This window comes from Thermodesulfobacteriota bacterium (assembly GCA_036397855.1).
GTDB lineage: Bacteria > Desulfobacterota_D > UBA1144 > Nemesobacterales > CSP1-2 > DASWID01.
In genome coordinates, this window is the sequence record DASWID010000152.1 from 1 (window position 1) to 21,124 (window position 21,124).

Annotated in this window: 20 protein-coding genes; 14 read left to right on the forward strand and 6 right to left on the reverse strand. The window is 42.0% G+C overall.

Going from position 1 to position 21,124, the window contains the following annotated elements; genetic code table 11:
- Window positions 1-379: 379 nt before the first annotated feature.
- Together VGA95_12155 and VGA95_12160 are read right to left on the reverse strand one after the other, a co-directional pair.
- The gene (locus VGA95_12155) at window positions 380-1,057 is read right to left on the reverse strand and encodes a nitroreductase family protein (protein ID HEX9667291.1); all 678 of its coding nucleotides are present in this window, start codon (window positions 1,055-1,057) and stop codon (window positions 380-382) included.
- Window positions 1,058-1,093: 36 nt separating this feature from the next.
- Window positions 1,094-1,858: a PD-(D/E)XK nuclease family protein gene (locus VGA95_12160; protein HEX9667292.1), complete on the reverse strand. Its 765-nt coding sequence runs from the start codon at window positions 1,856-1,858 to the stop codon at window positions 1,094-1,096.
- Window positions 1,859-2,231: 373 nt separating this feature from the next.
- Here VGA95_12160 and VGA95_12165 point away from each other — a divergent pair, with 373 nt between their 5' ends.
- From VGA95_12165 to VGA95_12175, 3 genes are all read left to right on the forward strand, one after another.
- Window positions 2,232-2,675: a DoxX family protein gene (locus tag VGA95_12165; GenBank protein HEX9667293.1), complete on the forward strand. Its 444-nt coding sequence runs from the start codon at window positions 2,232-2,234 to the stop codon at window positions 2,673-2,675.
- Between the two features lie 485 nt (window positions 2,676-3,160).
- Window positions 3,161-3,775: a hypothetical protein gene (locus VGA95_12170; GenBank protein HEX9667294.1), complete on the forward strand. Its 615-nt coding sequence runs from the start codon at window positions 3,161-3,163 to the stop codon at window positions 3,773-3,775.
- A gap of 170 nt (window positions 3,776-3,945) precedes the next feature.
- Window positions 3,946-5,286, forward strand: coding sequence for a replication-associated recombination protein A (locus VGA95_12175; GenBank protein HEX9667295.1), 1,341 nt, complete (start codon window positions 3,946-3,948; stop codon window positions 5,284-5,286).
- A 106-nt stretch (window positions 5,287-5,392) separates the two neighbouring features.
- On the opposite strand, the gene gloA is transcribed toward VGA95_12175, so the two are convergent.
- A complete protein-coding gene (gene gloA / locus VGA95_12180) occupies window positions 5,393-5,791 on the reverse strand; it encodes a lactoylglutathione lyase (protein ID HEX9667296.1) in 399 nt (132 codons plus the stop codon).
- A gap of 180 nt (window positions 5,792-5,971) precedes the next feature.
- Here gloA and VGA95_12185 point away from each other — a divergent pair, with 180 nt between their 5' ends.
- Window positions 5,972-6,271 carry a carboxymuconolactone decarboxylase family protein gene (locus VGA95_12185; protein ID HEX9667297.1) on the forward strand — a complete coding sequence of 100 codons (300 nt, stop codon included), beginning with the start codon at window positions 5,972-5,974 and terminating at the stop codon, window positions 6,269-6,271.
- 544 nt (window positions 6,272-6,815) lie between these two features.
- Here VGA95_12185 and VGA95_12190 read toward each other — a convergent pair.
- The gene (locus VGA95_12190; protein HEX9667298.1) at window positions 6,816-7,733 is read right to left on the reverse strand and encodes an alpha/beta fold hydrolase; all 918 of its coding nucleotides are present in this window, start codon (window positions 7,731-7,733) and stop codon (window positions 6,816-6,818) included.
- 234 nt (window positions 7,734-7,967) lie between these two features.
- Here VGA95_12190 and VGA95_12195 point away from each other — a divergent pair, with 234 nt between their 5' ends.
- The 7 genes from VGA95_12195 to VGA95_12225 all read left to right on the forward strand — a co-directional run bounded on the left by VGA95_12195 (window position 7,968) and on the right by VGA95_12225 (window position 13,415).
- Complete coding sequence (locus VGA95_12195) at window positions 7,968-8,441, forward strand: PaaI family thioesterase (GenBank protein ID HEX9667299.1); 474 nt, start codon at window positions 7,968-7,970, stop codon at window positions 8,439-8,441.
- Window positions 8,442-8,531: 90 nt separating this feature from the next.
- Window positions 8,532-9,386 carry a protein-disulfide reductase DsbD domain-containing protein gene (locus tag VGA95_12200; protein HEX9667300.1) on the forward strand — a complete coding sequence of 285 codons (855 nt, stop codon included), beginning with the start codon at window positions 8,532-8,534 and terminating at the stop codon, window positions 9,384-9,386.
- A gap of 100 nt (window positions 9,387-9,486) precedes the next feature.
- On the forward strand, window positions 9,487-10,101 hold the full coding sequence (locus tag VGA95_12205; GenBank protein HEX9667301.1) for a redoxin domain-containing protein: 615 nt from the start codon (window positions 9,487-9,489) through the stop codon (window positions 10,099-10,101).
- Window positions 10,102-10,297: 196 nt separating this feature from the next.
- The gene (locus VGA95_12210) at window positions 10,298-11,329 is read left to right on the forward strand and encodes an NAD-dependent epimerase/dehydratase family protein (protein HEX9667302.1); all 1,032 of its coding nucleotides are present in this window, start codon (window positions 10,298-10,300) and stop codon (window positions 11,327-11,329) included.
- 146 nt (window positions 11,330-11,475) lie between these two features.
- Window positions 11,476-12,198: a heme ABC exporter ATP-binding protein CcmA gene (gene ccmA / locus VGA95_12215; GenBank protein ID HEX9667303.1), complete on the forward strand. Its 723-nt coding sequence runs from the start codon at window positions 11,476-11,478 to the stop codon at window positions 12,196-12,198.
- Window positions 12,199-12,535: 337 nt separating this feature from the next.
- Entirely contained in the window at window positions 12,536-12,712 is a 177-nt protein-coding gene (locus VGA95_12220) for a hypothetical protein (protein ID HEX9667304.1), read from the forward strand.
- 34 nt (window positions 12,713-12,746) lie between these two features.
- Entirely contained in the window at window positions 12,747-13,415 is a 669-nt protein-coding gene (locus tag VGA95_12225) for a heme exporter protein CcmB (GenBank protein HEX9667305.1), read from the forward strand.
- Window positions 13,416-13,992: 577 nt separating this feature from the next.
- Here the strand turns inward: VGA95_12225 and VGA95_12230 are convergent.
- Both VGA95_12230 and VGA95_12235 read right to left on the reverse strand, forming a co-directional pair.
- Window positions 13,993-15,093, reverse strand: a complete 1,101-nt coding sequence (locus VGA95_12230) for a radical SAM protein (protein HEX9667306.1) — start codon at window positions 15,091-15,093, stop codon at window positions 13,993-13,995.
- 55 nt (window positions 15,094-15,148) lie between these two features.
- Window positions 15,149-15,583: a hypothetical protein gene (locus VGA95_12235; GenBank protein HEX9667307.1), complete on the reverse strand. Its 435-nt coding sequence runs from the start codon at window positions 15,581-15,583 to the stop codon at window positions 15,149-15,151.
- A gap of 530 nt (window positions 15,584-16,113) precedes the next feature.
- Between VGA95_12235 and VGA95_12240 the strand changes: the two genes are divergently transcribed.
- The 3 genes from VGA95_12240 to VGA95_12250 form a co-directional block, all read left to right on the forward strand.
- Complete coding sequence (locus VGA95_12240) at window positions 16,114-17,367, forward strand: c-type cytochrome (GenBank protein ID HEX9667308.1); 1,254 nt, start codon at window positions 16,114-16,116, stop codon at window positions 17,365-17,367.
- 889 nt (window positions 17,368-18,256) lie between these two features.
- Window positions 18,257-19,825, forward strand: a complete 1,569-nt coding sequence (locus VGA95_12245; GenBank protein HEX9667309.1) for an ethylbenzene dehydrogenase-related protein — start codon at window positions 18,257-18,259, stop codon at window positions 19,823-19,825.
- 339 nt (window positions 19,826-20,164) lie between these two features.
- The coding region (locus VGA95_12250) for an OmcA/MtrC family decaheme c-type cytochrome (GenBank protein HEX9667310.1) at window positions 20,165-21,124 on the forward strand (960 nt) is incomplete at its 3' end.

The following is a 21,124-nucleotide window of genomic DNA, read 5'->3' on the forward strand; positions in this document are numbered from 1 at the left end:
GTTACAAATGAAATCAGTGTAATTAATGATGACAGAAGAACCTTTGTATTAATCATTGTATAGTTAATAAACTCACTTTTATCAAAGATGTTTCAGAGCTGGAAATAGCAAAAGGAAATGCATCCTCTATTTATGGAGAATGAAATTATTGTACCCCCACCTCCATCCTCTCCCACTCGTGGGGGAGGAGATATAAAGTCCCTCTTTCTTAAAGAGCCTGTCATGAGTCCATCGAATGGGGATTTAGGGAGATTTTAACGTCTCCGCTTCTGATTTTCTTAATACTGAAACAAGTTCAGCACAGGCCGCAATTTTTGGAAGGCCGACTTAAAGGATTTTTTCTCCCCCGCTTTCAATAAAATATGGAAATAAGTAATTGTTATTCATCACTGACTTCAGCAAGCGGCTTACCATTCCAATGCTCAAACGTTGCAAAAGATGAGACTGGTTTTCGCTTTAGTCTGGTTAGGTGCTTGACCGGCTTTCCAAGCGGTATAATTGCGGATACTGCAAAGTGTTCGGGAATACCTAAGAGTTCCTGCAGCTTGGGTTCCTGTGAAATTGCTAAGGTTGTAATCGTCCCACTATAGCCTTCATGTCTGGCGGCAAGCAATATGTTCCAGATAAATGGATAAATTGAAGCGCCGCTGACTACACCGACACGGTTCAAATATTGATCCATTGATGCAACCACCTTCAGATCGACACACACGACGAGCACAACAGCCGCTTGTAGGTATGGTTTTGTAAAATGGGATGGCGCAGGTGTGAGTTCAATCGTTCGAGCGTCAACATTCGTCGGATCGACAGTGTTCCAGGGATTCTCCCCAGCTTCTATTTGTGCTGAATACCGCTTTGCAGCCGGTATGGTTAACTGCGCTAACGCTTCCCTCGTTTCTTGCTTACGTATTATGATAACCCTCCAACCCTGCCTGTTGCCACCACTCGGAGCAAAGCGTGCGTTGTCTAGAATTTTAAAGAGCGTGGGGTCAGGCATTGGATCATCAGTGAATTCTCTCGTAGAAAACGTAGTGCGCATAACATCGTACAGTTCCATTGGTAGTCCTCCTGAAAAGAATTTTGCGGTTGTTGATTAGATATTAGAGATATTGTATCCAGAGATCGCGTGTCTGTAGGCGCAGTATTCACAATCGCTTGAGGGTTTAGGTGGAGTGGATTCTCGGAGACATTTTTCGATTTCGAAGATCAGACCTTCAACCCAACTGTCACTTCCCACATGCGGTATAATTGTAAGAACAAATTCCAGCCTTGCATCAAACCTTTCACGATTTGAATTCCCGTTACAATATAGAAAATAACCGGTATCAGATACCTTATAATCATTCTGTCTGATCAGCCACTGATAAATCTCCATCTGCCTCTTATATCCCTTGTGCCACTCTTTGTCTAAGGACGTAATCTTTTCGTAAATACTCGTTGACTTATAATCTACGACAAGGAGCTCACCGTTGGAGTTTTGCCATAAATCGTCTATCGCTCCAAATATCAGAAGGTTGGTAGGTCTATGCAGAAATTGAACGCCTCTAAGGCTATTTCTCCAATCGTCAAGCTTTTCATGATCGATCGGGATAGCATCAATGCCATATTCTTTCATGATGGGGTGTGATTCTCCACTTTTTCTATAAATATCAAATTCCTTTTTGAGCAGCCTATCGACAGCGCTGTTCAGGGTGAATGGAAAGCTGGGTGGCCGTCCTATTCCAATGCGCCTGTCCAGGTAAAAACATAACGGACATTCAAGATAAAGATCTATCTTTGATCTGCTCACTTTGAAGGGAATTGCACTATCGGGATCAAACAGCTTCCTGGATCTTTTAGATTTGTTGCACGCAGACACAATAAGAATTATTATAAGGTCATAATTTCTCTAAGAGAAGAGGAATGTTAACATCGTTAATGATCAAGTGATTGTTAAAAAAAATGATCGGGACTGGAAAGTCCCAACTATCCGCGATGGGATATTATGGATTTGATACAGCGTCAAAAATTATAGGCGGTGTTTTCTAACACCGCAATCAGACGTTAGTAGGCTATTTTGAGTCAAGGCGTGTATTGAGTTTGTTGCCAGGCACCTAGAAGCTCTCTTTGAGAAACCGGTATTGAGTATCTTTTAGAATTGTAAATAAACATCCGGTACTTCATAATTTAATCACAGTCGAATTTTTGTTTGGCAGTCCTTTTGAGGTTAACGATGTTGAGATGACCGGACAATGGTAACATTAGCAGTTCTATTGGTGTCATACTTAGTTCTAGCTTTGATTAACGTAGAAAAGGGGTTGAGGGGTCGAATATCACTTGCTGTCCTTCTCATTTTCACTGGAATCTCTCATTTTTATAAAACACAGGAAATGGCGATGATGTTGCCCGATTATCTTTCATATAAATCCGGAATAATTTATATAACGGGCGCGTTAGAATTATTGGGCGCAGTTGGAATATTGATACCACGGGTTCAGAGCCTGGCGGCGATTTGCTTAATTCTTATGTTCGTTGGGTTTCTGCCGGCCAACGTGTATGCTGCGTTTAAATATGTTGAGTTTGGCGGTCACTCGTATGGGCCAAAATATTTATTGTTCCGCATACCTCTGCAATTATTTTTTATCTGGTGGACCTACAGATATACGATTCAATTGTCAAATAGGCGAAACAAATAGCATTGATAAAATTTTTCACGCTTTAAATTTAATATAAATCCACCAAATCTGACTGCTGGGCGGGGTTGGAAAAACCCGCCTATCGTATTTGTCTATTAATTGTAAACCCAAAGAACGAACCGTGGCAGATTTTTGTGCCGCATAATCGTTGTGGTTGATATATGTCCGGGGTTGGAAAACCCCGCCTATCGGATATATATAAATTCTAACCCCAAAGACGGATAGACGGGACAGGGCTGTCCCGAATAATCCTTGTGAATCATCTGTGTCCGGGGTTGGTGCCCCCGGCTATCGTGTTTGTGTGTTAATTTTATCCCCCAATAACGGCGGGTTGGACATTCCCGTAACAATATTGATTCTGCTTGATCCTGTTGAATGTATGAATAAGATTGAACGCCATCCACCGATAGGCGGGACATTCCTGTCCCGCATATTTTTTTCAGATCGATTTGCTTTTGCCTACATAAAATTTCAGAATATTTCTGATGATTGAAGATTTCTTACTGGACGATTTCGATGTCGGTAATATCTTGGGGAAGCTCTCTGAATTCGGAGCATTTTCTATAAGGATTTTAATAGAAGATTTCAGACTATGTCTGCTCAAGGAAGCAGAATCGTATATCTACAGATCGGAGCAAGAAATTGTTGGACGCAATGACAAGATTGTGATACAGCAAATGTCCACATTCGAAGAATTTCCAGGGAACAGTAAGTTCTATAATCTTAAGATAGCTTTTCAGGCGCTTCTTGAAGATTGCCTCAAAAATCTAAAACCCTATCCTTTCCATACAAGACTCCTATTTAATTCTATGTCTCTCCAAAGATATGAAAAAGGTTCTATCGGTATTACACCCCATCGAGATGGCTTTAAATATAAAAATCTGATTTCTAATTTCAATATCGATGGCGGGGGTAGATTTTTTACCTGTACTGATAGATCAGGAAAGGGTTCATGCGAAATACCGTTCCCGCCAGGTAGCGTCCTTCTCATGCGGGCCCCAGGATTTTTAGGAAGTGACGAAAGGCCATTTCATTATGTATCCGATATACAGGGAACAAGGTATGTATTCGGTTTGAGGCAAAAGGTACCGTACGATTAATTATTGGGTAAAAGGATCTTAGCTCTTTCTGTTAAAATGGTTTCTGAAAATTTCTATAAACCACTTTAATACGTCATAGAAAATTAAACTGTGACTTTTTAATACTTAAATTGATTTCTTAGCGTTATCGATTTAACCTATTAATAAAATGCAGTTTTTATAATTGATAAATGTCAAAGAAATATCCCAAGCTAGAGCAGGTTACTCCTCCTCTATTCAAAGCTCCAAAATCGGCTGTTCCTCTTGCTGAAAGGGTTAGGCCCAAAAGGCTGAATGAGTTCATAGGCCAGGGTCATCTGCTTGGCAGAGACGGTGTTATCAGTAGGATGATACAGGTTGGGACTATCCCCGCGATGATTTTATGGGGACCCCCCGGCACCGGGAAAACGACGCTTGCAAGGCTGTTTGCAGGGACGCTGAAGGCAGATTTTATTCAAATAAATGCTATTTCATCCGGGGTAAAGGAATTAAGGGAAATAGTAGATCGAGCACAAAGGTCGCTGGAGATCGGGATAAAGACAATTCTATTTATCGATGAAATACACAGGTTTAATAAGGCCCAGCAGGCCGCTCTGCTTAAAAGCGTAGAAGAAGGGACAATCATTCTCATCGGCGCGACCACCGAAAACCCTTCATTTGAGGTGATATCCCCATTACTATCCAGATGTCAGGTTTATGTGCTAAACCCATTAACTAAAGATGAATTGGAGACAATTCTAAAAAGGGCTTTAGAAGCAGATGAAATTATGAGAGGCGTGTCATTAGCTGAAGACGCGAGGGAAGAATTAATTAGACTCTCGGGAGGCGACGCCAGGGTTATGCTCAATGCCCTGGAGGTCTCTTTTAATTTGAGTAAGGGTGAAACACCAGTAAAAATCGATAAAAACAGAGTTCGTGAGGCCTATCAAACTCAACATTATAAGTATGATCAAAGTGGGGAAGAGCATTATAATACGATTTCAGCGTTTATCAAAAGCGTAAGGGGTAGTGACCCTGATGCAGCTATTTATTATCTTGCAAGAATGCTCGAAGCGGGAGAAGATCCGAAATTCATTGCACGAAGACTGGTGATTCTAGCTTCTGAAGACATTGGTAACGCCGAGCCATATGCGCTCACGTTGGCAACATCCTGCTTCACAGCGGTGCACTACGTAGGCATGCCAGAAGCAACGTTGATCCTTGCACAGACAACCGCTTATCTCTCTAGCTGTCCAAAGAGTAATTCTTCTACAATCGCGATATCAAAAGCAATGTCAGATGTGGAAGCAAGACCATATGTTCAAATCCCGATACATCTGAGAAACGCGCCTACGAAGCTGATGAAGGATTTAGGATACGGGAGAGACTATAAGTATTCCCATGACTACCAGGACCATTTTGTTGAGCAGGGATATTTGCCTGACGAGCTGAAAGGCAGGATTTATTACGAACCCACTGAAATTGGAAAAGAAGCAAATCTAAAAAAGTATCTTGAAAAGGTTTGGAAAAAACGGAGAAAAGAAGAAGAATAGATTTGCGAAGAATAGCTATGTAGGGACTGATGCCCTCATCAGTGCATATATTAATGCTCGTTTGGTGAACGGGCGCTACGATTGTATATAATTTCGAAATATAATTTTAATAACCTGCTGACTTTCCCTTCCTTTCTATCAACTCGACCCTGTATGAATCGGGGTCTTCGACAAATGCAATAACGGTTGTGCCATGCTTCATGGGTCCGGGGGGTCTAACGACCTTTCCCTCTAGCTCGTTAATCTTTTCACAGGCAGCATAAATATCCTCAACACCGAATGCCATGTGACCGTAAGCATTACCGAGGTCATATTTATCGGTGTCCCAGTTATATGTCAATTCCAAAAATGGCTCAGTGTCTCCGCCATAACCTAGAAACGCGAGCGTGAATTTCCCATCGGGGTAGTCTGTTTTTCTATGGAGTTTAAGCCCCAAAACCTCTGTATAAAATTTAATTGATTTATCTAAATCGCCAACCCTGATCATGGTGTGTAGAAATCGCATCATAACCTCCTGCGCCGTATTATCAAATAATTTATCATACACATAAAATGAAGCTAATTAAACATATTGTCAGGAACCCAAACGCAGTTAATCTTATCTAAATATTAAGTTCATTAAATAGTATAGTAATATAGTGTGTTAATATCACGGTAAAAAACTATTAAAGGGAGGTATTACAAAATGGCAGATGATGAGAGGTGGTTCGAAAAGCTTGCCCCTGAGATGGCCGAAGGATGGTGGAAATTTTACAATGCGGTCGAAGGCGAAACAAAGCTGGACAAGAAAACAAAGGCCTTGATTGCGATTGCCGTAGCTCTTCACGGAAGATGCCCTCACTGTACTGGTTCACGAATTAAAAAAGCTCTTTCCCTGAAGATAAGTAAAGAAGAAATAGCCGAAACAATTATGATGACTGCGCTACTTTCTTCAGGAACAGATATTTTCTGGGCCAAGGAAGTATATGATAAGTACTTGTTATAAATGTAGTCATTGACGACCCGGGGTGATTGCGAGAGACTGAAAAAGTCCCGAAGCAATCTTATAAAATCGCAGGAGAACACTTCGCTGGGGTCTCTACTGGGCACTTTGGTTGACTCAGTACAGGTCTGTCGAAGTGCTTGCAATTGGAAAAGCCAGTTATTTCGAGGACAGGATCATAAGAATTATTTTCTTCATTTATCTTACTTTTCTTTTTAACTTCTTTGTCTTGATACTGAAACAGGTTCAGCACGGAGTACAAAGAAACAATCCTTCGACTTCGCTCAGGACCAGGCTGTCCCCCTTGTTGTCATTCCCGCGGATTGTTAGCGGGAATCCATGCTTTTACCTCTGGATCCCCGACTACTGATTTCGGGGATGACAGACCGACTAAAAAATTTAATTCAACCACAACCCGCAAATTTTTCTATACGTCTTCGTTCCTGATTTTCTTAACGCAATTTTTGGAATGCCGTTCAAAAAATAGGTGACAACAGACACTTCTTTCAGTAAACAAGTATCTGTCACCTATTTTCTACTTGATTCTCTAGGTCATTTGAATAAATTGCTGGATCAGTGCGACCAGAGTTTCTGGCGCGTCCTCCTGACAGAAATGGCCGACATTTTCTAACTCAATTATAGGGCCAGTCGGGTAGAGTATTTTGAAATCTGCGATCGCCCTGGCTGGAGGTATGGCCCTGTCACGCATACCTTCAGCCAGCATCGCTGGCTTCTTGCGTAACTCGTCGATTCCGTCCACCCCCTCTTTTACATAATTGAGTATCCGTTGCTGGGCTACATCTAGGGGAAATTCTATAGCGCCTTTGCACTCGGATTTGTTCTCAAATGGCGAAGAGTATGCCCTGAGCCACGTTTGATCCACAACCTCTGAATTCTCAAACCCGAGCAGCTTCATCACACTCAGAGTCGTAGTATTTAAGTTTCCTAACACCTCATAGTAGGAACCATCTTCTAATCCTTTTATTACCCAAGTAAACCACGGTGATGTATGTAATGCCGGGATTTTTGGAGCATTTGGCACAAGGGGTCCATAGCCCAGAAGGGTATTCATGAGACAGAATCGCTTTACTCGATCTGGGTAGCGAACGGTGTAAGCACTGCATATTGGCCCACCCCAGTCCTGTGCGACAAAGGTAATGTCCCGAAGGTCAAGTTCTTCTACTAATCCTACAAGATTTTCAACATGAGTTCGGAGAGTATATTCTTTATCCCGAGGTGTTTCACTTTTTCCAAAACCCATATGATCGGGTACGATCACCCTATTGGTCTTGGAAAGGGGGGGTATGAATTTTCGATAGAGATAACCCCAGGTTGGCTCTCCGTGTAGACAAATTATCGGGTCACCTTCACCTTCATCTACGTAATGCATCTTAAAACCGTTGACCTCGGAAAAATGAGGTTTGAAGGGGAAGGTTCCATTAAATGTTTCATCTGCGGGTATCATATAGATTATCTCCTTTGCTTACCTAGATTTTCACAATCTTCAGATTGATATCGAATTCTATGTCTTTAGTCCGAGGAATAGTATAATTCTGGGAAAACTAATATCAAAAAGGATGATTTTTCCAAAAATATGACCTTCATGATAGGGATTGGGAATAACTAGCGGGTTTTCTTCTCAATGGATTTTTTTAGAAACTGAGTCAAGTTAATATTGTCTAAATAGGAGGATCATTTCATGGATAAAAGAGCTTTTCAGGATTACCTTCGTAGAAACAAATGCTGGGGTTGTGGAAGCGATAATGAAAAAGGACTACGATTGAAAAGCTATTGGTCTGGTGAAGAATCCGTCTGCGCGTGGGTGCCGAGCCCGCAGCATATGGCGGGTCCACCAAACATACTAAATGGAGGGATTATCGCGACCATAATCGATTGTCACTCAGTGTGCACAGCAATTGCGGCGGCATACAGGGAAGAGGGAAGGGGATTGGATACGGAACCATTTATTTGGTATGTTACAGCATCATTAAAAGTTGACTATCACAGGCCTGCACATATTGATAAGCCTGTTGACCTCAGGGCCAGAATTTCAAAAATAGAAGGTAGAAAAACCTTGGTTAGTTGCTCGCTCTTTTCAAATCGAATAAAATGTGCCGAAGGAGAAATTCTAGCTATACGTGTCGCTGCTGAGGATTGGTATCATCAGGTGTAACATCAAAATCTAATCTGATTCATATTATGAATCTTGTTTAATAGATGGATTCAGAGTTGTTACATAGTTTTTAAATCAGGTGAAGATAATATGCTGACGTCCATGTTTTTTGCGTTTTATTTCTTTTCGTCAATTAATTCGTTTGCAGAAGAATTACCAAAGCCAGTTAAAACAGAACTCATAGCAGACGTTTCGCGAATAAAAGCGGGGGAAGCATTCAAGATAGGCGTCAGATTTAAGATTGAACCAAATTGGCATATATACTGGAAAAACCCCGGTGATTCTGGATTGCCTACCTCGGTTAATTTTGTCGTTCCTCATGGTTTTATTGTGGGGGATCTTCGCTGGCCTATACCCATGATCTTCAAACGACCCGGAGATATAGAGGACTTTGGTTATGAAGCATCGTTGCTTTTATTTGCCGAAGTCAAGACGCCCTCCGATCTTTCAAACAATGAAACCATACCCATAAAGGCGGAGGCGACGTGGACCAGTTGTTCAGATATCTGTATACCAGGAAAGAGCAATCTTGAAGTCTCAATTTTGCCTACTGATTCAGTAACTCATGCAAACAGATCATTATTCGGAGAATGGGAAACACGCTTGCCAAAGAATTACGATGCTCGCGCGAGTCCATTTATCGCGCTCATTGAAGGGCGCATGAACAACGATCAAACAGATTCAAATATTACGGTGTCACTTGACTGGAGAAAAAAACCGCTGGATGTAGATTGGATTCCCGCACCGGTAGATGAATTAGAGATTGATAATATCCAAATGAATAAAAGAAATGATAAAACCGACATTACATTCGAGGCATCGGCGTATCCCGGTCAAAAACTAGATTCTGATAGTCTGGAATCGTTGGTATTATATGTGGATAAAGATGGCAGACGTAATGGCACTGTCTTGCAAATTCCACTTAAGGGGAATTTGAAAAATTAAAAAACAAACAGGCAAAAATCGTGATCTTAAGAGTCCTATAACTTATTCTTAGAAAAATGAATAGAGTCAAAGAAGGTAAATTAAGCTCAAGGAGAGAATCATGAAATTGAATTCATGGATTAAGATGATTCTTTTTTCAACTTCAATATTTTTCTCATTAATCACCGGTTTAAGTGCTCTGGACAATAAGACCAAGGCAGAGGTCGGATCTCCGGCACCCGATTTTACTCTCGAAGATCAAAAGGGTAATGTGGTTAAGCTATCAGACATTAACGATAGTATAATTGTGCTTGAGTGGATGAACCCTGATTGCCCTTTCGTCCAAAGGCATTACAACTCCAAGACAATGACCACATTAGCGGATAAATATAGAGAAAAGAACGTGGTTTGGATGGCTATTAACAGCACACATTACATGAATAAGGAAGACGATCAAAATTGGATCAATAAGTTTAAAGTTGGCTATCCTATCCTGGATGATAGCTCGGGGAGTGTTGGTAAACTCTACGACGCAAAGACCACCCCAAACATGTATATAATAGATCCGTCCGGGATACTCGTTTATTCGGGAGCGATCGACGACGACCCGCGGGGATCAAAGGATGGAAAGGCATTGAACTACGTTGATCAGGCTCTTGAGGAAATACTCGCCGGAAAGACTGTCACAATATCTCAAACCAAACCGTACGGCTGTTCGGTTAAATATTCAAATTAGGTTTGGATTCAGGGGATGTAAGAGCATGTGATGATCAGTGGCTATTGAGTTAATTTTGAACGGCGATACGTCTATCTATGGGTTTCTAATTTCTTTAGACATAATCTATTTATTCAGTTTGCTGGTTGGTTGCAATTCATATCTTTTGAGATGAAAAATCCGCCAAAGAACGCAATACAGTTTTGGAGATCTAAAAATGAAAGCAGTTATTACGGGTGGCACTGGATTTATCGGGAGTAGGCTCGTAGAGAGATTAGCTGAGAAGGGATATGAAGTTAGATGTCTGGTCAGAAAATCCAGTCACATTGAACCCTTGAAGAAATTGGGAGTTGAATTGTGCTACGGCGATCTTTCGGATCACGATTCGCTCAGAAAGTTAACAAAAGGTGGAGATTTGGTATATCATCTGGCGGCAATGGTCACCGACTGGGGTTCCAGGCGAGATTTTTACAGTATGAATGTTGATGGAACTAGGGTTCTATTAGAGGCATCCTGGGATTCGGGCGTGAAGAGGTTTATACATATGAGCACTTCGACAGTTGTCTGGAAGTCAGACTTTTGGGAAGTCCACGATATTAACGATATAGACGAGAGCTACCCGTATCCGGAAAAGTACAACGATGATTACAACGAAACCAAGGCGGAGGCTGAGAGGTTTGTAACAAAGTTCCACGAGAGGACAGGCCTTGAAACCATCGTGCTCAGGCCGTCGAATGTATGGGGAGCAGGAGATAGGGTAATACTTCCAAGAATAGCTTTGGCAGCCAAGAAGGGTATCCTTTTTCCGATGGGGAGCGGACACAGATGGGTTTCGCCCTGCCATGTCGACAACCTCGTCCATGCGCTCGTGCTTTCGGCTGAAAGCGATAATCATGGAGGAAATATTTATTTCATCAATGACGGTGTAAAAATAGAGCACATTGAATTCCTGTCCAAGCTTCTCGGCGCGGTTGGGATAAAATGGGCGCCAAAATTTACGATACCTTATTCAATTGCTTATGGCGTGGCTTACGCAATGGAGACCTTATTCAAAATAGTCAATTCCAAAAACCCTCCTGTGTTAACCAGATTTGCCGTTGCAGCGCTTGCAGGAAGTAGGAGTTACAGTATCGAAAAGGCTAAAAAGGAAATCGGGTACAAGCCAATTGTAAATATGGATGAAGGTCTCAGGCAACTCGCTGATTGGATTGAAGGTATCGGCGGTGTAGAGAGATTGCTGAAAAACTGAACAAACACTTCCATATTACCAACTCGTTGGATACAATCTTCCTATTTACAAGGATTAGTAAGTATTCTAAATATAATTTACGAACACAGTTTATTCCTTATTTCATAGGTCTTTTATTTTCTTGTTATTGTTTCGGATACTCATAATTGGATACCACTGGCTTTGATATACACATCGACGGGCTTTCAAAATCATTTGGAAGCCTTCAGGCGTTAAGCGGAATCGATCTTAGTGTCGGAGAGGGAGAATTTCTTACAATATTCGGACCCAATGGTGCGGGTAAGACAACGCTGCTGAGAATTCTATCTTCTCTAACGAAACCTACAGCCGGAAGGATACTGGTAGCAGGGCACGATATAAGAATAGAACCTCAAAAGATAAGAGAATCCGTCGGCTTCATTTCACATCAGCCATTTTTATATGAAAGTCTAAGTGCATTTGAGAATATTAGATTTTTTGCTTCGATGTATGGTATCTCAAATGCTGAGGAAAAGGCCACTGAGGTAATAAGAAAAGTGGGACTCGAGAATAGGACGCACGATCTGGTCAGGACATTTTCCAGCGGTATGAAGCAACGTCTGGCAGTAGCGCGTGCAATAGTTCATGACCCTAGAATCCTTCTATTGGATGAACCCTACTCGGGTTTGGATCAGCATGGAACCAGAATATTTAATGAGATGCTGAAGTTACTTAAAACGCAAAAGAGAACTATATTGATGGCGACTCATAACATATCAGAGGGATTCGAGCTGAGCGATAGAGTAGCAATTCTGAGTAATGGAAAATTTGTATTTGAAAGCCTCACGAATGAGTTAGAAGATGCTAAATTTACAGATATATATTTTGAGAAGGTTGTTAAACCGATATGACGGCGAGCATTCTTTCTGAAATTAAAATGCCTTGGTTCTGATTTGAGATTGGTTAATACATGATTTCTTGGAGTAATATTTTACTTTGCCTAATTTATAGAGACTGTCATTATGGTTAGATTTAGTTTCATCAAACCTTTTCAGAATGAAAAGGACTTGAACGGCCTTCCAAAAATTGCGTTAAGAAAATCAGAAACGAAGACGTTAAAAAAAATTTGTGGCTTGGGGCTGGGTTAAATTTTTTAGTCGGAGTTTATGATTTTTAGCGAATTTTTGGGTAGCCTTGATTTTTGCTTCTTTGTATCAAGACAAAGAAGTTAAAAAAAAAGTAACATCAATGAAGGAATTACTTTTAAAGGTTCTGTCCTCAAAATATCTGGCTTTTACAATTGCGAGCACTTCGACTGGCTCAGTACAGGCTTCAGCAAAGCAGTTTCTTCTTTTTTACGGTAATAGGTTGCTTCGTCGCATTCCTCCTCGCAACGACATGAGAGACGGATTCTTTGGGTACTGATACGCGGGTCGCTGCGGGGTTGTTTATCTGAGATATGAGAAATATCATTGCCATTCTGTATAAAGACATAATAATCGAACTCAGGACTAAGGAGCTCCTGTCGGCCATGTTTACGTTTGCAATACTGTTGCTGGTTATTTTTAATTTTGCCTTTAGCCTTTCAACGGAGCTCATAAAATTTGCGGCTCCCGCCATATTATGGGTGTCGTTCACGTTCGCGGGTGTATTGGGGCTGAGTCGCTCATTCGCAATCGAAAAAGAGGGAAACTCTATAATGGGGCTCCTTCTGACACCGGTTGATAGGAGCGTTCTATTCTTTGGGAAAATGATTGGAAATTTTATTTTTGTTATCATAGTCGAGTTAATCATACTTCCTTTATTCAGTCTATTTTTCAATTTCAGCTTTACCGATATAATACTACCTCTTTTGCTTGTGATAATCCTAGGAACTATTGGCTTTGTTTCGGTAGGAACACTTTTTTCTGCGGTCGCGCTGAATACGAAGCTCCGTGAAGTTCTCCTTCCTATTCTTCTTTTCCCTATCGTGATCCCCGTAATAATCAGCTCCGTAAAATTAACAGGTTCAATTATTGAAGGTGATTCAATACTATTTAACGATTCTGCTTTACAAATTCTGATATCATTCGATCTGATTTTTATCGCAGCCTGTGCCGTTACCTTTGAATATGTATTAGAGGAATAAGCGAAGGACCCAGGCGAGAGCAGGTCATGATCATATAAATAAACATTCCCCTCTGTCGATGACAGGTAGGTGAGTAGCCTAATTTGCGATCAAAACGAGGGTGGTGGGGATTGTTTCATCTCATTCGGAATTGTAGATGTTAGATATTTTGGGGACAAAAATCTCACATTTTCATGAATAGATTTATTTTGACTAGTCCTTTTCGGAATAAAAAGGACTTAAACGGCCTTCCAAAAATTGCGTTAAGAAAATCAGGAACGAAGACGTCGGAATCTCCCTAAATCCCTCTTTAAAAAAGGGAATTTCCTCCTTTTCTAAAGGAGGATCAAGGAGGATTATAGCAAATTTTTGGGCAGCCTCGTCCTGAGCTGGGTCGAAGGATTGCTTCTTTGTATCAAGACAAAGAAGATAGAAAGAAAAGTAAGATAAATGGAGAAAATACTTTTAAAGATGTTGTCCCTAAAATATCTGGCTTTTACAGCAATGACAAACCCGGAAGTTTTACCTGGTTCGCAATAAGAGGGTTGTGGTAGCGTTGTAATAAATTGACGCATTTAACAGATTAAGCTGCGCAGTCCTAGAAATTTATACTCTTCAGGAATTCCTCATCAAAGTAACATAGGGGGTCGGTCTCGAGGAAATCGCCGTTTACAGCGTATGCTCTTGCCCTTGAACCTCCGCACATAAACTTAAACCGACAGACTCCACACTTTCCTTTGTAGAAGTCGGGATCACGAATTGTTTTTAAGATCTCATTATTCTTATAGATGTCTGAAAGTTTCTCTTCCCTAACATTTCCGAGGTTAATCGGTAGGAAACCCGAAGGGTATATGTCTCCTCTATGGGACACGAAAATAACACCGTTCCCATCCCTCACACCTAATCCCATTCTTCTGTTCCTGCGTAAAATCTCATCCCTGCTGTTACCTTTTTCAAATTCCTTGAGGAAAAAATAAGCCCTGTAAGAAGGGGCTTCAGTTGTTGTTATCTGAAAGGGAGACTCGTTGGATTTTTCGTATAAGAATTCGAAGATAGATTCTACCTCAGAAGAAGAAGGCATCCCCAGTTCTTTTCCCCTTCCAACGGGGATGAGGAAGAAAATTGACCATCTGCTAACGGGTGGTGAAAAGTTTTCTGATAAGAGATTATAGATCCCTTCTATCTCCGACTTTGTCTCTTTTGTACATGTTGTATTGACCTGTACTGGGATATTAAGCTCTTTTGCATAGTCCAGAACCCTGATAGAGTTTTTAAAGGTTCCATCAACACCCCTGAAACTATCCTGTGATTCCTCAGTCGCGCCATCAAGGCTTATACCGAGGGCAAAGATCCCAAGTTCTTTCATCCTTTTCAAGGCTTCATATGTAGCGAGTGGAGAAGTCGTAGGAGTAACTCCAACTGGAATTCCGATTTCCCTTGCGAAGGAGATGATATCAAATAGGTCTTCTCTCTTAAGAGGGTCCCCCCCTGATATTATGAGATGAGAGCCCAATCTCTTCACATCCCTTAAGAATTCCTTCACCTCGTCGGTATTTAGTTCAAAAGGACTTCTCTCGGGTATTGCCTCCGCCCTGCAATGTTTACAGTCAAGGTCACAGGCGATTGTGCTCTCAAAGTATACGTTTATGGGTTTTGAATAGAAGTATGCATCCTTCTTCAAATTAATATTTTCATTCATGTTTTAGCTCACTATTATTAAAATTTCTGATAAAGATCCCGATTATACCTAAAGATTATTTGACGCCCTGCTTTGTCCTAAATTCATTATTGCATATATCGATTTCACCAGACTTCTTGTGGTTTCTTTCAAACGAGTAGTATATACCGCTGTGCTTAACAGCTTTAGACCAGGAACCAAAATGATAGGTCGCTGCTGAAACTAGTTTTGTCGCCCCGCCTTTCTTTAAATCCTTTGGCCTCAGGGTGTGACCACTAAGATATAGCCTTTTAATCTCCTTAGCCACCTTTTCCCTCGACCATTTCTTATGATTTCTTGACTTTTCATAGTCTATTTCACAGGCTTCTAAGGCCTTTCTCCATGAGCCAAAAACCTTCCTCGCATTCGAGTAAAGTCTTGGATACTCTTTAGCCACATTAGAGGGTTTTCTTAGACCATTTCCATAGAGTGCAATTATCTCATTTCTTATTCGTTCGCCTTTTCTATTCATTTATACGAATGTAGGCAATAGCCGTACCACAATCTAACTTACTGAAAAGATGTGATATTATCGAAAGTCAATCTGTATCATATGTCCGAGAATATGACATCCTACAAAAATAATTATATCCGAAACCTGGTCGGAGAAATGGATAACCCTGGAGCGGCGCAGGAATGCGTCTTCGTCAAGATTTTCCCATCTCTCATCTTGGTGCTGATGAAGGCAGTCATGATAATCTAAGAGAATATAGGCCGAGTGCTTCGTTGACTCGGTTTGATTGCCTTTTAGAATTTTTTTTTGGGGGGGGAGCTTCTAGCTGCAACTTGTAAAGTAGCGGAGGACTTTAGTCCTCCAAATCGAATCCTGTTATTTTTAGTTTCAATCGTATTCTTAACGATTTGGATCTTCTCTTTGTTATTAGGAGCTAACATTTTTACATTATTTTGACATGGGATGAAAACTTTTGAAAATTGCTTCTTGACACCATACATTGCGTCATTTATAAGATAATAGCTAACTGATATAAAGGAGGAAATACAATGATTGGGTTAATGAGTATGAATAGGAGGGTAAGACTGTCAGGCGCGTCCCTGCTAATTTTTTCATTTCTATTACTTGTCCTGTATGGATTATATAGCTGTGACATCGACAATCCAGATCAAGGGGGTGGTAGTCCGTTTGATAATGCTGACCTGGTCAGAGGGGGCTTGCTCTATGACCAATATTGGGAGGTGACTGGCGGCGATGAACCGACTGATACGAACCCCACTTATCCGAGTGAGACAAACGCAATGGTGTTCCCCCCAGATGGCAGGATGGGTTCTCAGACCTGGCGCTGTAAGGAGTGTCACGGGTGGGACTACCTGGGTAATGAAGGCCTCTATGCTTTCCCCAATTCCCATTGGACAGACATAGAAGGTCTGCTCCAGCTCGCTGACAACCTCAGGCTCCTGGAATCCGGTAACAACGATTTAGCGCCGTTTGCTCAGGAAAACGGAGAACTTACCCCTGAAGAGCTATTTGACATAATCAAATTTGGTATCCCGGGAATAATGACCGGCTACGAGGACCAACTCTCTGACGACGATATATGGGACTTAGTTAGGTTTCTTAAACTGGGGTTGATAGACGATAGAGATTTGGTTGATTATGATACCGAAGGCAAGATCGGAGTAATTCCACCCGTAGATTTAGAAAATGGGGCGAGTCTATTTAACTCAGTCTGTGCTCTTTGTCACGGAGTAGATGGGGAAGGTTTAGAAGCTTTCGGTACCGAAGGTGTTAGTCTTCATGATCTCGTAGAGGAAAATCCTGTGGAATTTATACACAAGGTGAGATTCGGGAACCCAGGGACTGCTATGCCAAGCGCTATTAATAACGGATGGTCACTTGACGATATAAAAGATGTCGTTGCCTATGCAAATGATGTATTACCTAATCCACCTACTCCAACTCCGACACCGACAGCCAGTCCTACACCTACACCGACGGCCAGTCCTACACCAACACCTACACCAACAGCTTCTCCCACGCCTACTCCGACACCAACAGCGTCTCCAACACCAACTCCCACGCCAACACCTACGCCTCCCCCGGGTGAACAGCTCTACATAGATAACTGTCAAGGATGCCATGGTGTTAATGGTGCTGGTGGACCATTCTCGCCTGTGCAAGGTGCGACCGCGGGTGAAATTACGGATGCTATTAGTACCGTGCCTCTAATGATGACCCCTGGTCTTATGGCCCTGACACCTGCAGAAATCCAGGCAATTGCTGATTTCCTTGCTCCATAAAGCCTGATTTCAACTGAACTTAAAATATCATCGATAGGAGGAGGGTACTTGACCCTCCTCCCTCTATTATAAGCCCAATATAAAACCTGGAACGAACGCCGCGCAGATTGGTGCGGCGGATCATGAAGTGAACCGACAGCCATTTATGTCGTTGCGAGATTCACAAAACCAGTCGTGGCAATCTCAGATGTTCACAGCCGATTGCTTCATTTCATTCACAATTGTAGAGGTTAGATATTTCGTGGACTAAATTCTTACAATTTCATTAATATATTTAATTTCGTTAATCCTTTTCAAAATGAAAATGACTTCAACGGCATTCCAAAAATTGCGTTAAGAAAATCAGAAACGAAGACGTTAAGAAAAATTTGCGGGTTGTGGTTGAATTAAATTTTTTAGTCGGAGTGTATGATTTTTAGCAAATTTTTGGGCAGCCTTGATTTTTGCTTCTTTGTATCAAGACAAAGAAGTAAGAAAGAAAAAATAAGATTATTGAAGAAAATACTTTCAAAGATTCTGTCCTCGAATTACTTGGCATCTACAATTGCGAGGGACTGAAAAAGTCCCCAAGCAATCTCCAGCACTATTGGCAGAGCATTTCGTTATCCATGCGATTATAGAATTGAGGCAGCAGATTACTTCACCGAGCGTGCGCTGAGTAAATCAAATGTGTTTGCGATGACCGGACAGTGTAAATCCGTAGCGATCTGGAGGGAATCATCAAGTTGAAATAGTGGATATTTAAAGATTTCATTACTGGCATAAATATTGCACGTAATATTTCGATGCGTCAAGACTAAAATCATTTCTTGACTCAAGCTAGTTACTGTAGTATAGATTCATATAGGTTATTAACAATATAAGAATATTAAGAAGGAGGTAGAGACTTTTGAAAAAATACAGCGTCAGCGCTTTTTTGGCATTAATCCCTTTTAGAATCAATAGGCTTAGCTTTAATATAGTAACTGTGCTGTTGGTCGCTCTGTGCGCCGGAGTTTTGGGATGTGACATTGATAGCGAGACGGGGCCACAACCAACTCCTACACCGCAGCCAAGTCCGACACCTTCACCCACGCCAACGCCTGGCCCCACGCCAACTCCTACTCCTACACCAACACCTCCTCCTGCAGACACGCTAAGTGCCGTACAAATAGCTATGGGTGAGGAACCAGTTAGTTGCGATGACCCAATTTGGGACGAAGGAGACGAGATTTCCGTGAATACTGGCAGCGTTCGGACTCAGGCGCTTTACGGAAACGGTCAGTTAAACATGACGGGTACCTTTGCTGGTGCTGCGGATTTTAACGGAGGAGAAACTGCAAACCTTAGATTAACAGCTTTATATACTACCGGGTCTGGTCAGGTGTTTATCCGGGCCCGCTGGGATGACATGATTTTTAACTTAGATCGCAGGAGAGCGCTTTTTAATGGACCCGCCGACCCTCTCAAAGCAGACGACCCTGCAGGCTATACCTCTCAACTTAACGACGATAAGATTGGTCTTGCCTTTCAGATTGTGCCAGGAACTTCAAGTGAATTTGGAACCTTTGATGAGGTAGGTTGTTTCGCTTCCTGTCATAATGTGGCAGGAGAAGGACTCGATATGCGCCCAGAAACAGGAAAGGTTGATATTTGGCACTGGAAGACCCAACGTTCCGAGCCTCTAGGTTTTGTAAATGACCAGGTTTCTGATCTGGTAAACGGACGTACAAATGATTCAGGTACACCTATTGAGGTGAGAAATCTAGCGGTAGGTGGTAATAACCGCTCCGGACCAAAATTTATCTGGGATGGAACGGATCAGACTATCCCATCGGGACCGAGGGCTGGTGAAGTACTGGACTCGGCATTTACTCTGCTTATTAATCATCTTCTGGATGTAACTGCTGAGGGTCGGGATGCGGACAATGGAGAAGTCATATTTCAGGCAAATTGTGCCGTATGCCACGGCGCAAATGGTGGAGGCGGAATAGGACCGGCTCTTAATACTATAGAATTCGGACGTGTATCCGATGCAGAGCTTGATGCAGACATAGCGGATGTTGCGCACCCTGGAGCAGGGGCGTATGTTGCACTTAGCGATGCTGACCAGGCTGATTTGAGGCTACGTGTCTTTGGCTTCTGGGGTACTCAGGGCTATTTCTTACAGTTGCCAGACGGCAGTAATGCGGATATCACAACTCTGAGCGACCTTGATTACACACAATCTGGTATAGACAGTCTTACGAATATTACCGAACCTCAGCAAGAGGATCCTCCTGGCGGGGAGTTAAACAAATACAAATTCCAGCAGGATGGGTACTGCTTAGTAATAACTCGCGATCTTGATACCACCCACGATGACGATGTGCTGTTCGAACCGGGCCAATCGTACCCATTTGGAGTTGCTCTTATGGATAATGATGGTATAAACCATATCGGCAACACCTTGCTAACGCTCGAGTTCCTACTTCCGTAACGGATTGTATCCTGTCGTAAGTAAAAAAAGAGGAGAAGAGTTCTTATTGAAGAGCTCTTTTCATCTCCCAGAATTTAGTCTCATAGGATTTCTTAATCTGCAATTAGTCTTTGTAAGAATAAAAGGCACAATACGTGTCCTATTTTGAAATCTAACTACCCTTGTGGATCTTGAAGTATCCGGAAATATAAAGAGTGTGTTGGTTGCGTGGGTCTACAAAAAAAACAATAAAACGCTATGAGTAAGAACTAAAATTGCCTCTTGACTAGTAACATGGGTTATAATATAAATAACTAATAGAATATAATGAGATAGAATACCTCAGGAGGGATGGAGACTATGAATAAATTCCTCTCGTGTGTTGTCTGGCTTAGCCTGATCGTTTTGCCGTTATTTCCCTTAGCTTTTATAGGATGTGAAGAAGGTGGAGGTGAAGGAGGAGGAGGAGGAGGAGTACTACCTCCCCCAAAGATTACTGAAAATAAGTTAAACGTGGAAATTCTCGATGCGTCTATACCCCCCGACAGAAAGCCCGTGGTAACCATTAGGCTTACGGATGATAGGGGAAATCCACTGGGCAGCGACGGTGTGAGAATACGCCTGGTTATCGCCAGGATTGAAAAGGGTGAACGACAATATACGAGCTACATAACCAATCAGGATGATCAACCTTCTTCTGAAAACTCTGCGGATGGAACCTTGCAAGATGAGGGTAACGGAGTTTTTGGCTACACTTTTAATTTCGTTCTGCCTGAGGACTTTGATAGGGATGTAACTCATACTGTGGGTATTTATGCGGACAGAGAAGCCGATGATAGTAAGACATATGTCTCAAATGCTACCTTCGACTTCGTTCCTTCAGGGGGGAATGTAACAACTGTCCGTGATGTAGTAAGGGTTGAGAATTGTAATAACTGCCACGATCCCTTAAGATTGCACGGCGGCTTTAGAAGGGATACAAGGCTATGCGTTCTCTGTCATACCCCTCAGAACACCGATCCTGACACGGGTAACACTGTAGATTTTAAGGTCCTGATTCATAAGATTCACAGGGGGGCAGAACTTCCAAGCGTTGAAGCGGGCACCCCTTACCAGATTATAGGCTTCAACAACAGCGTAAATGATTACTCAACGGTAGAGTTTCCTCAGGAAATAAGGAACTGCACTAAGTGTCATACGGGAGGAACACAGAGCGACAACTTCAAGACTGAACCATCGAGGGCTGCCTGTGGCTCCTGCCATGACGATGTAAACTTTGAAAGCGGAGAGAATCATGGCGGAGGGATACAGCTTAGTGAT

Coding starts and splice junctions, on each gene's coding strand:
- VGA95_12155 (HEX9667291.1), bottom strand. CDS start 1,057: ATGGAACTGTACGATGTTATGCGCACTACGTTTTCTACGAGAGAATTC.
- VGA95_12165 (HEX9667293.1), top strand. CDS start 2,232: ATGGTAACATTAGCAGTTCTATTGGTGTCATACTTAGTTCTAGCTTTG.
- VGA95_12170 (HEX9667294.1), top strand. CDS start 3,161: ATGATTGAAGATTTCTTACTGGACGATTTCGATGTCGGTAATATCTTG.
- VGA95_12175 (HEX9667295.1), top strand. CDS start 3,946: ATGTCAAAGAAATATCCCAAGCTAGAGCAGGTTACTCCTCCTCTATTC.
- gloA (HEX9667296.1), bottom strand. CDS start 5,791: ATGCGATTTCTACACACCATGATCAGGGTTGGCGATTTAGATAAATCA.
- VGA95_12185 (HEX9667297.1), top strand. CDS start 5,972: ATGGCAGATGATGAGAGGTGGTTCGAAAAGCTTGCCCCTGAGATGGCC.
- VGA95_12190 (HEX9667298.1), bottom strand. CDS start 7,733: ATGATACCCGCAGATGAAACATTTAATGGAACCTTCCCCTTCAAACCT.
- VGA95_12195 (HEX9667299.1), top strand. CDS start 7,968: ATGGATAAAAGAGCTTTTCAGGATTACCTTCGTAGAAACAAATGCTGG.
- VGA95_12200 (HEX9667300.1), top strand. CDS start 8,532: ATGCTGACGTCCATGTTTTTTGCGTTTTATTTCTTTTCGTCAATTAAT.
- VGA95_12205 (HEX9667301.1), top strand. CDS start 9,487: ATGAAATTGAATTCATGGATTAAGATGATTCTTTTTTCAACTTCAATA.
- VGA95_12210 (HEX9667302.1), top strand. CDS start 10,298: ATGAAAGCAGTTATTACGGGTGGCACTGGATTTATCGGGAGTAGGCTC.
- VGA95_12220 (HEX9667304.1), top strand. CDS start 12,536: ATGAAGGAATTACTTTTAAAGGTTCTGTCCTCAAAATATCTGGCTTTT.
- VGA95_12225 (HEX9667305.1), top strand. CDS start 12,747: ATGAGAAATATCATTGCCATTCTGTATAAAGACATAATAATCGAACTC.
- VGA95_12230 (HEX9667306.1), bottom strand. CDS start 15,093: ATGAATGAAAATATTAATTTGAAGAAGGATGCATACTTCTATTCAAAA.
- VGA95_12235 (HEX9667307.1), bottom strand. CDS start 15,583: ATGAATAGAAAAGGCGAACGAATAAGAAATGAGATAATTGCACTCTAT.
- VGA95_12240 (HEX9667308.1), top strand. CDS start 16,114: ATGATTGGGTTAATGAGTATGAATAGGAGGGTAAGACTGTCAGGCGCG.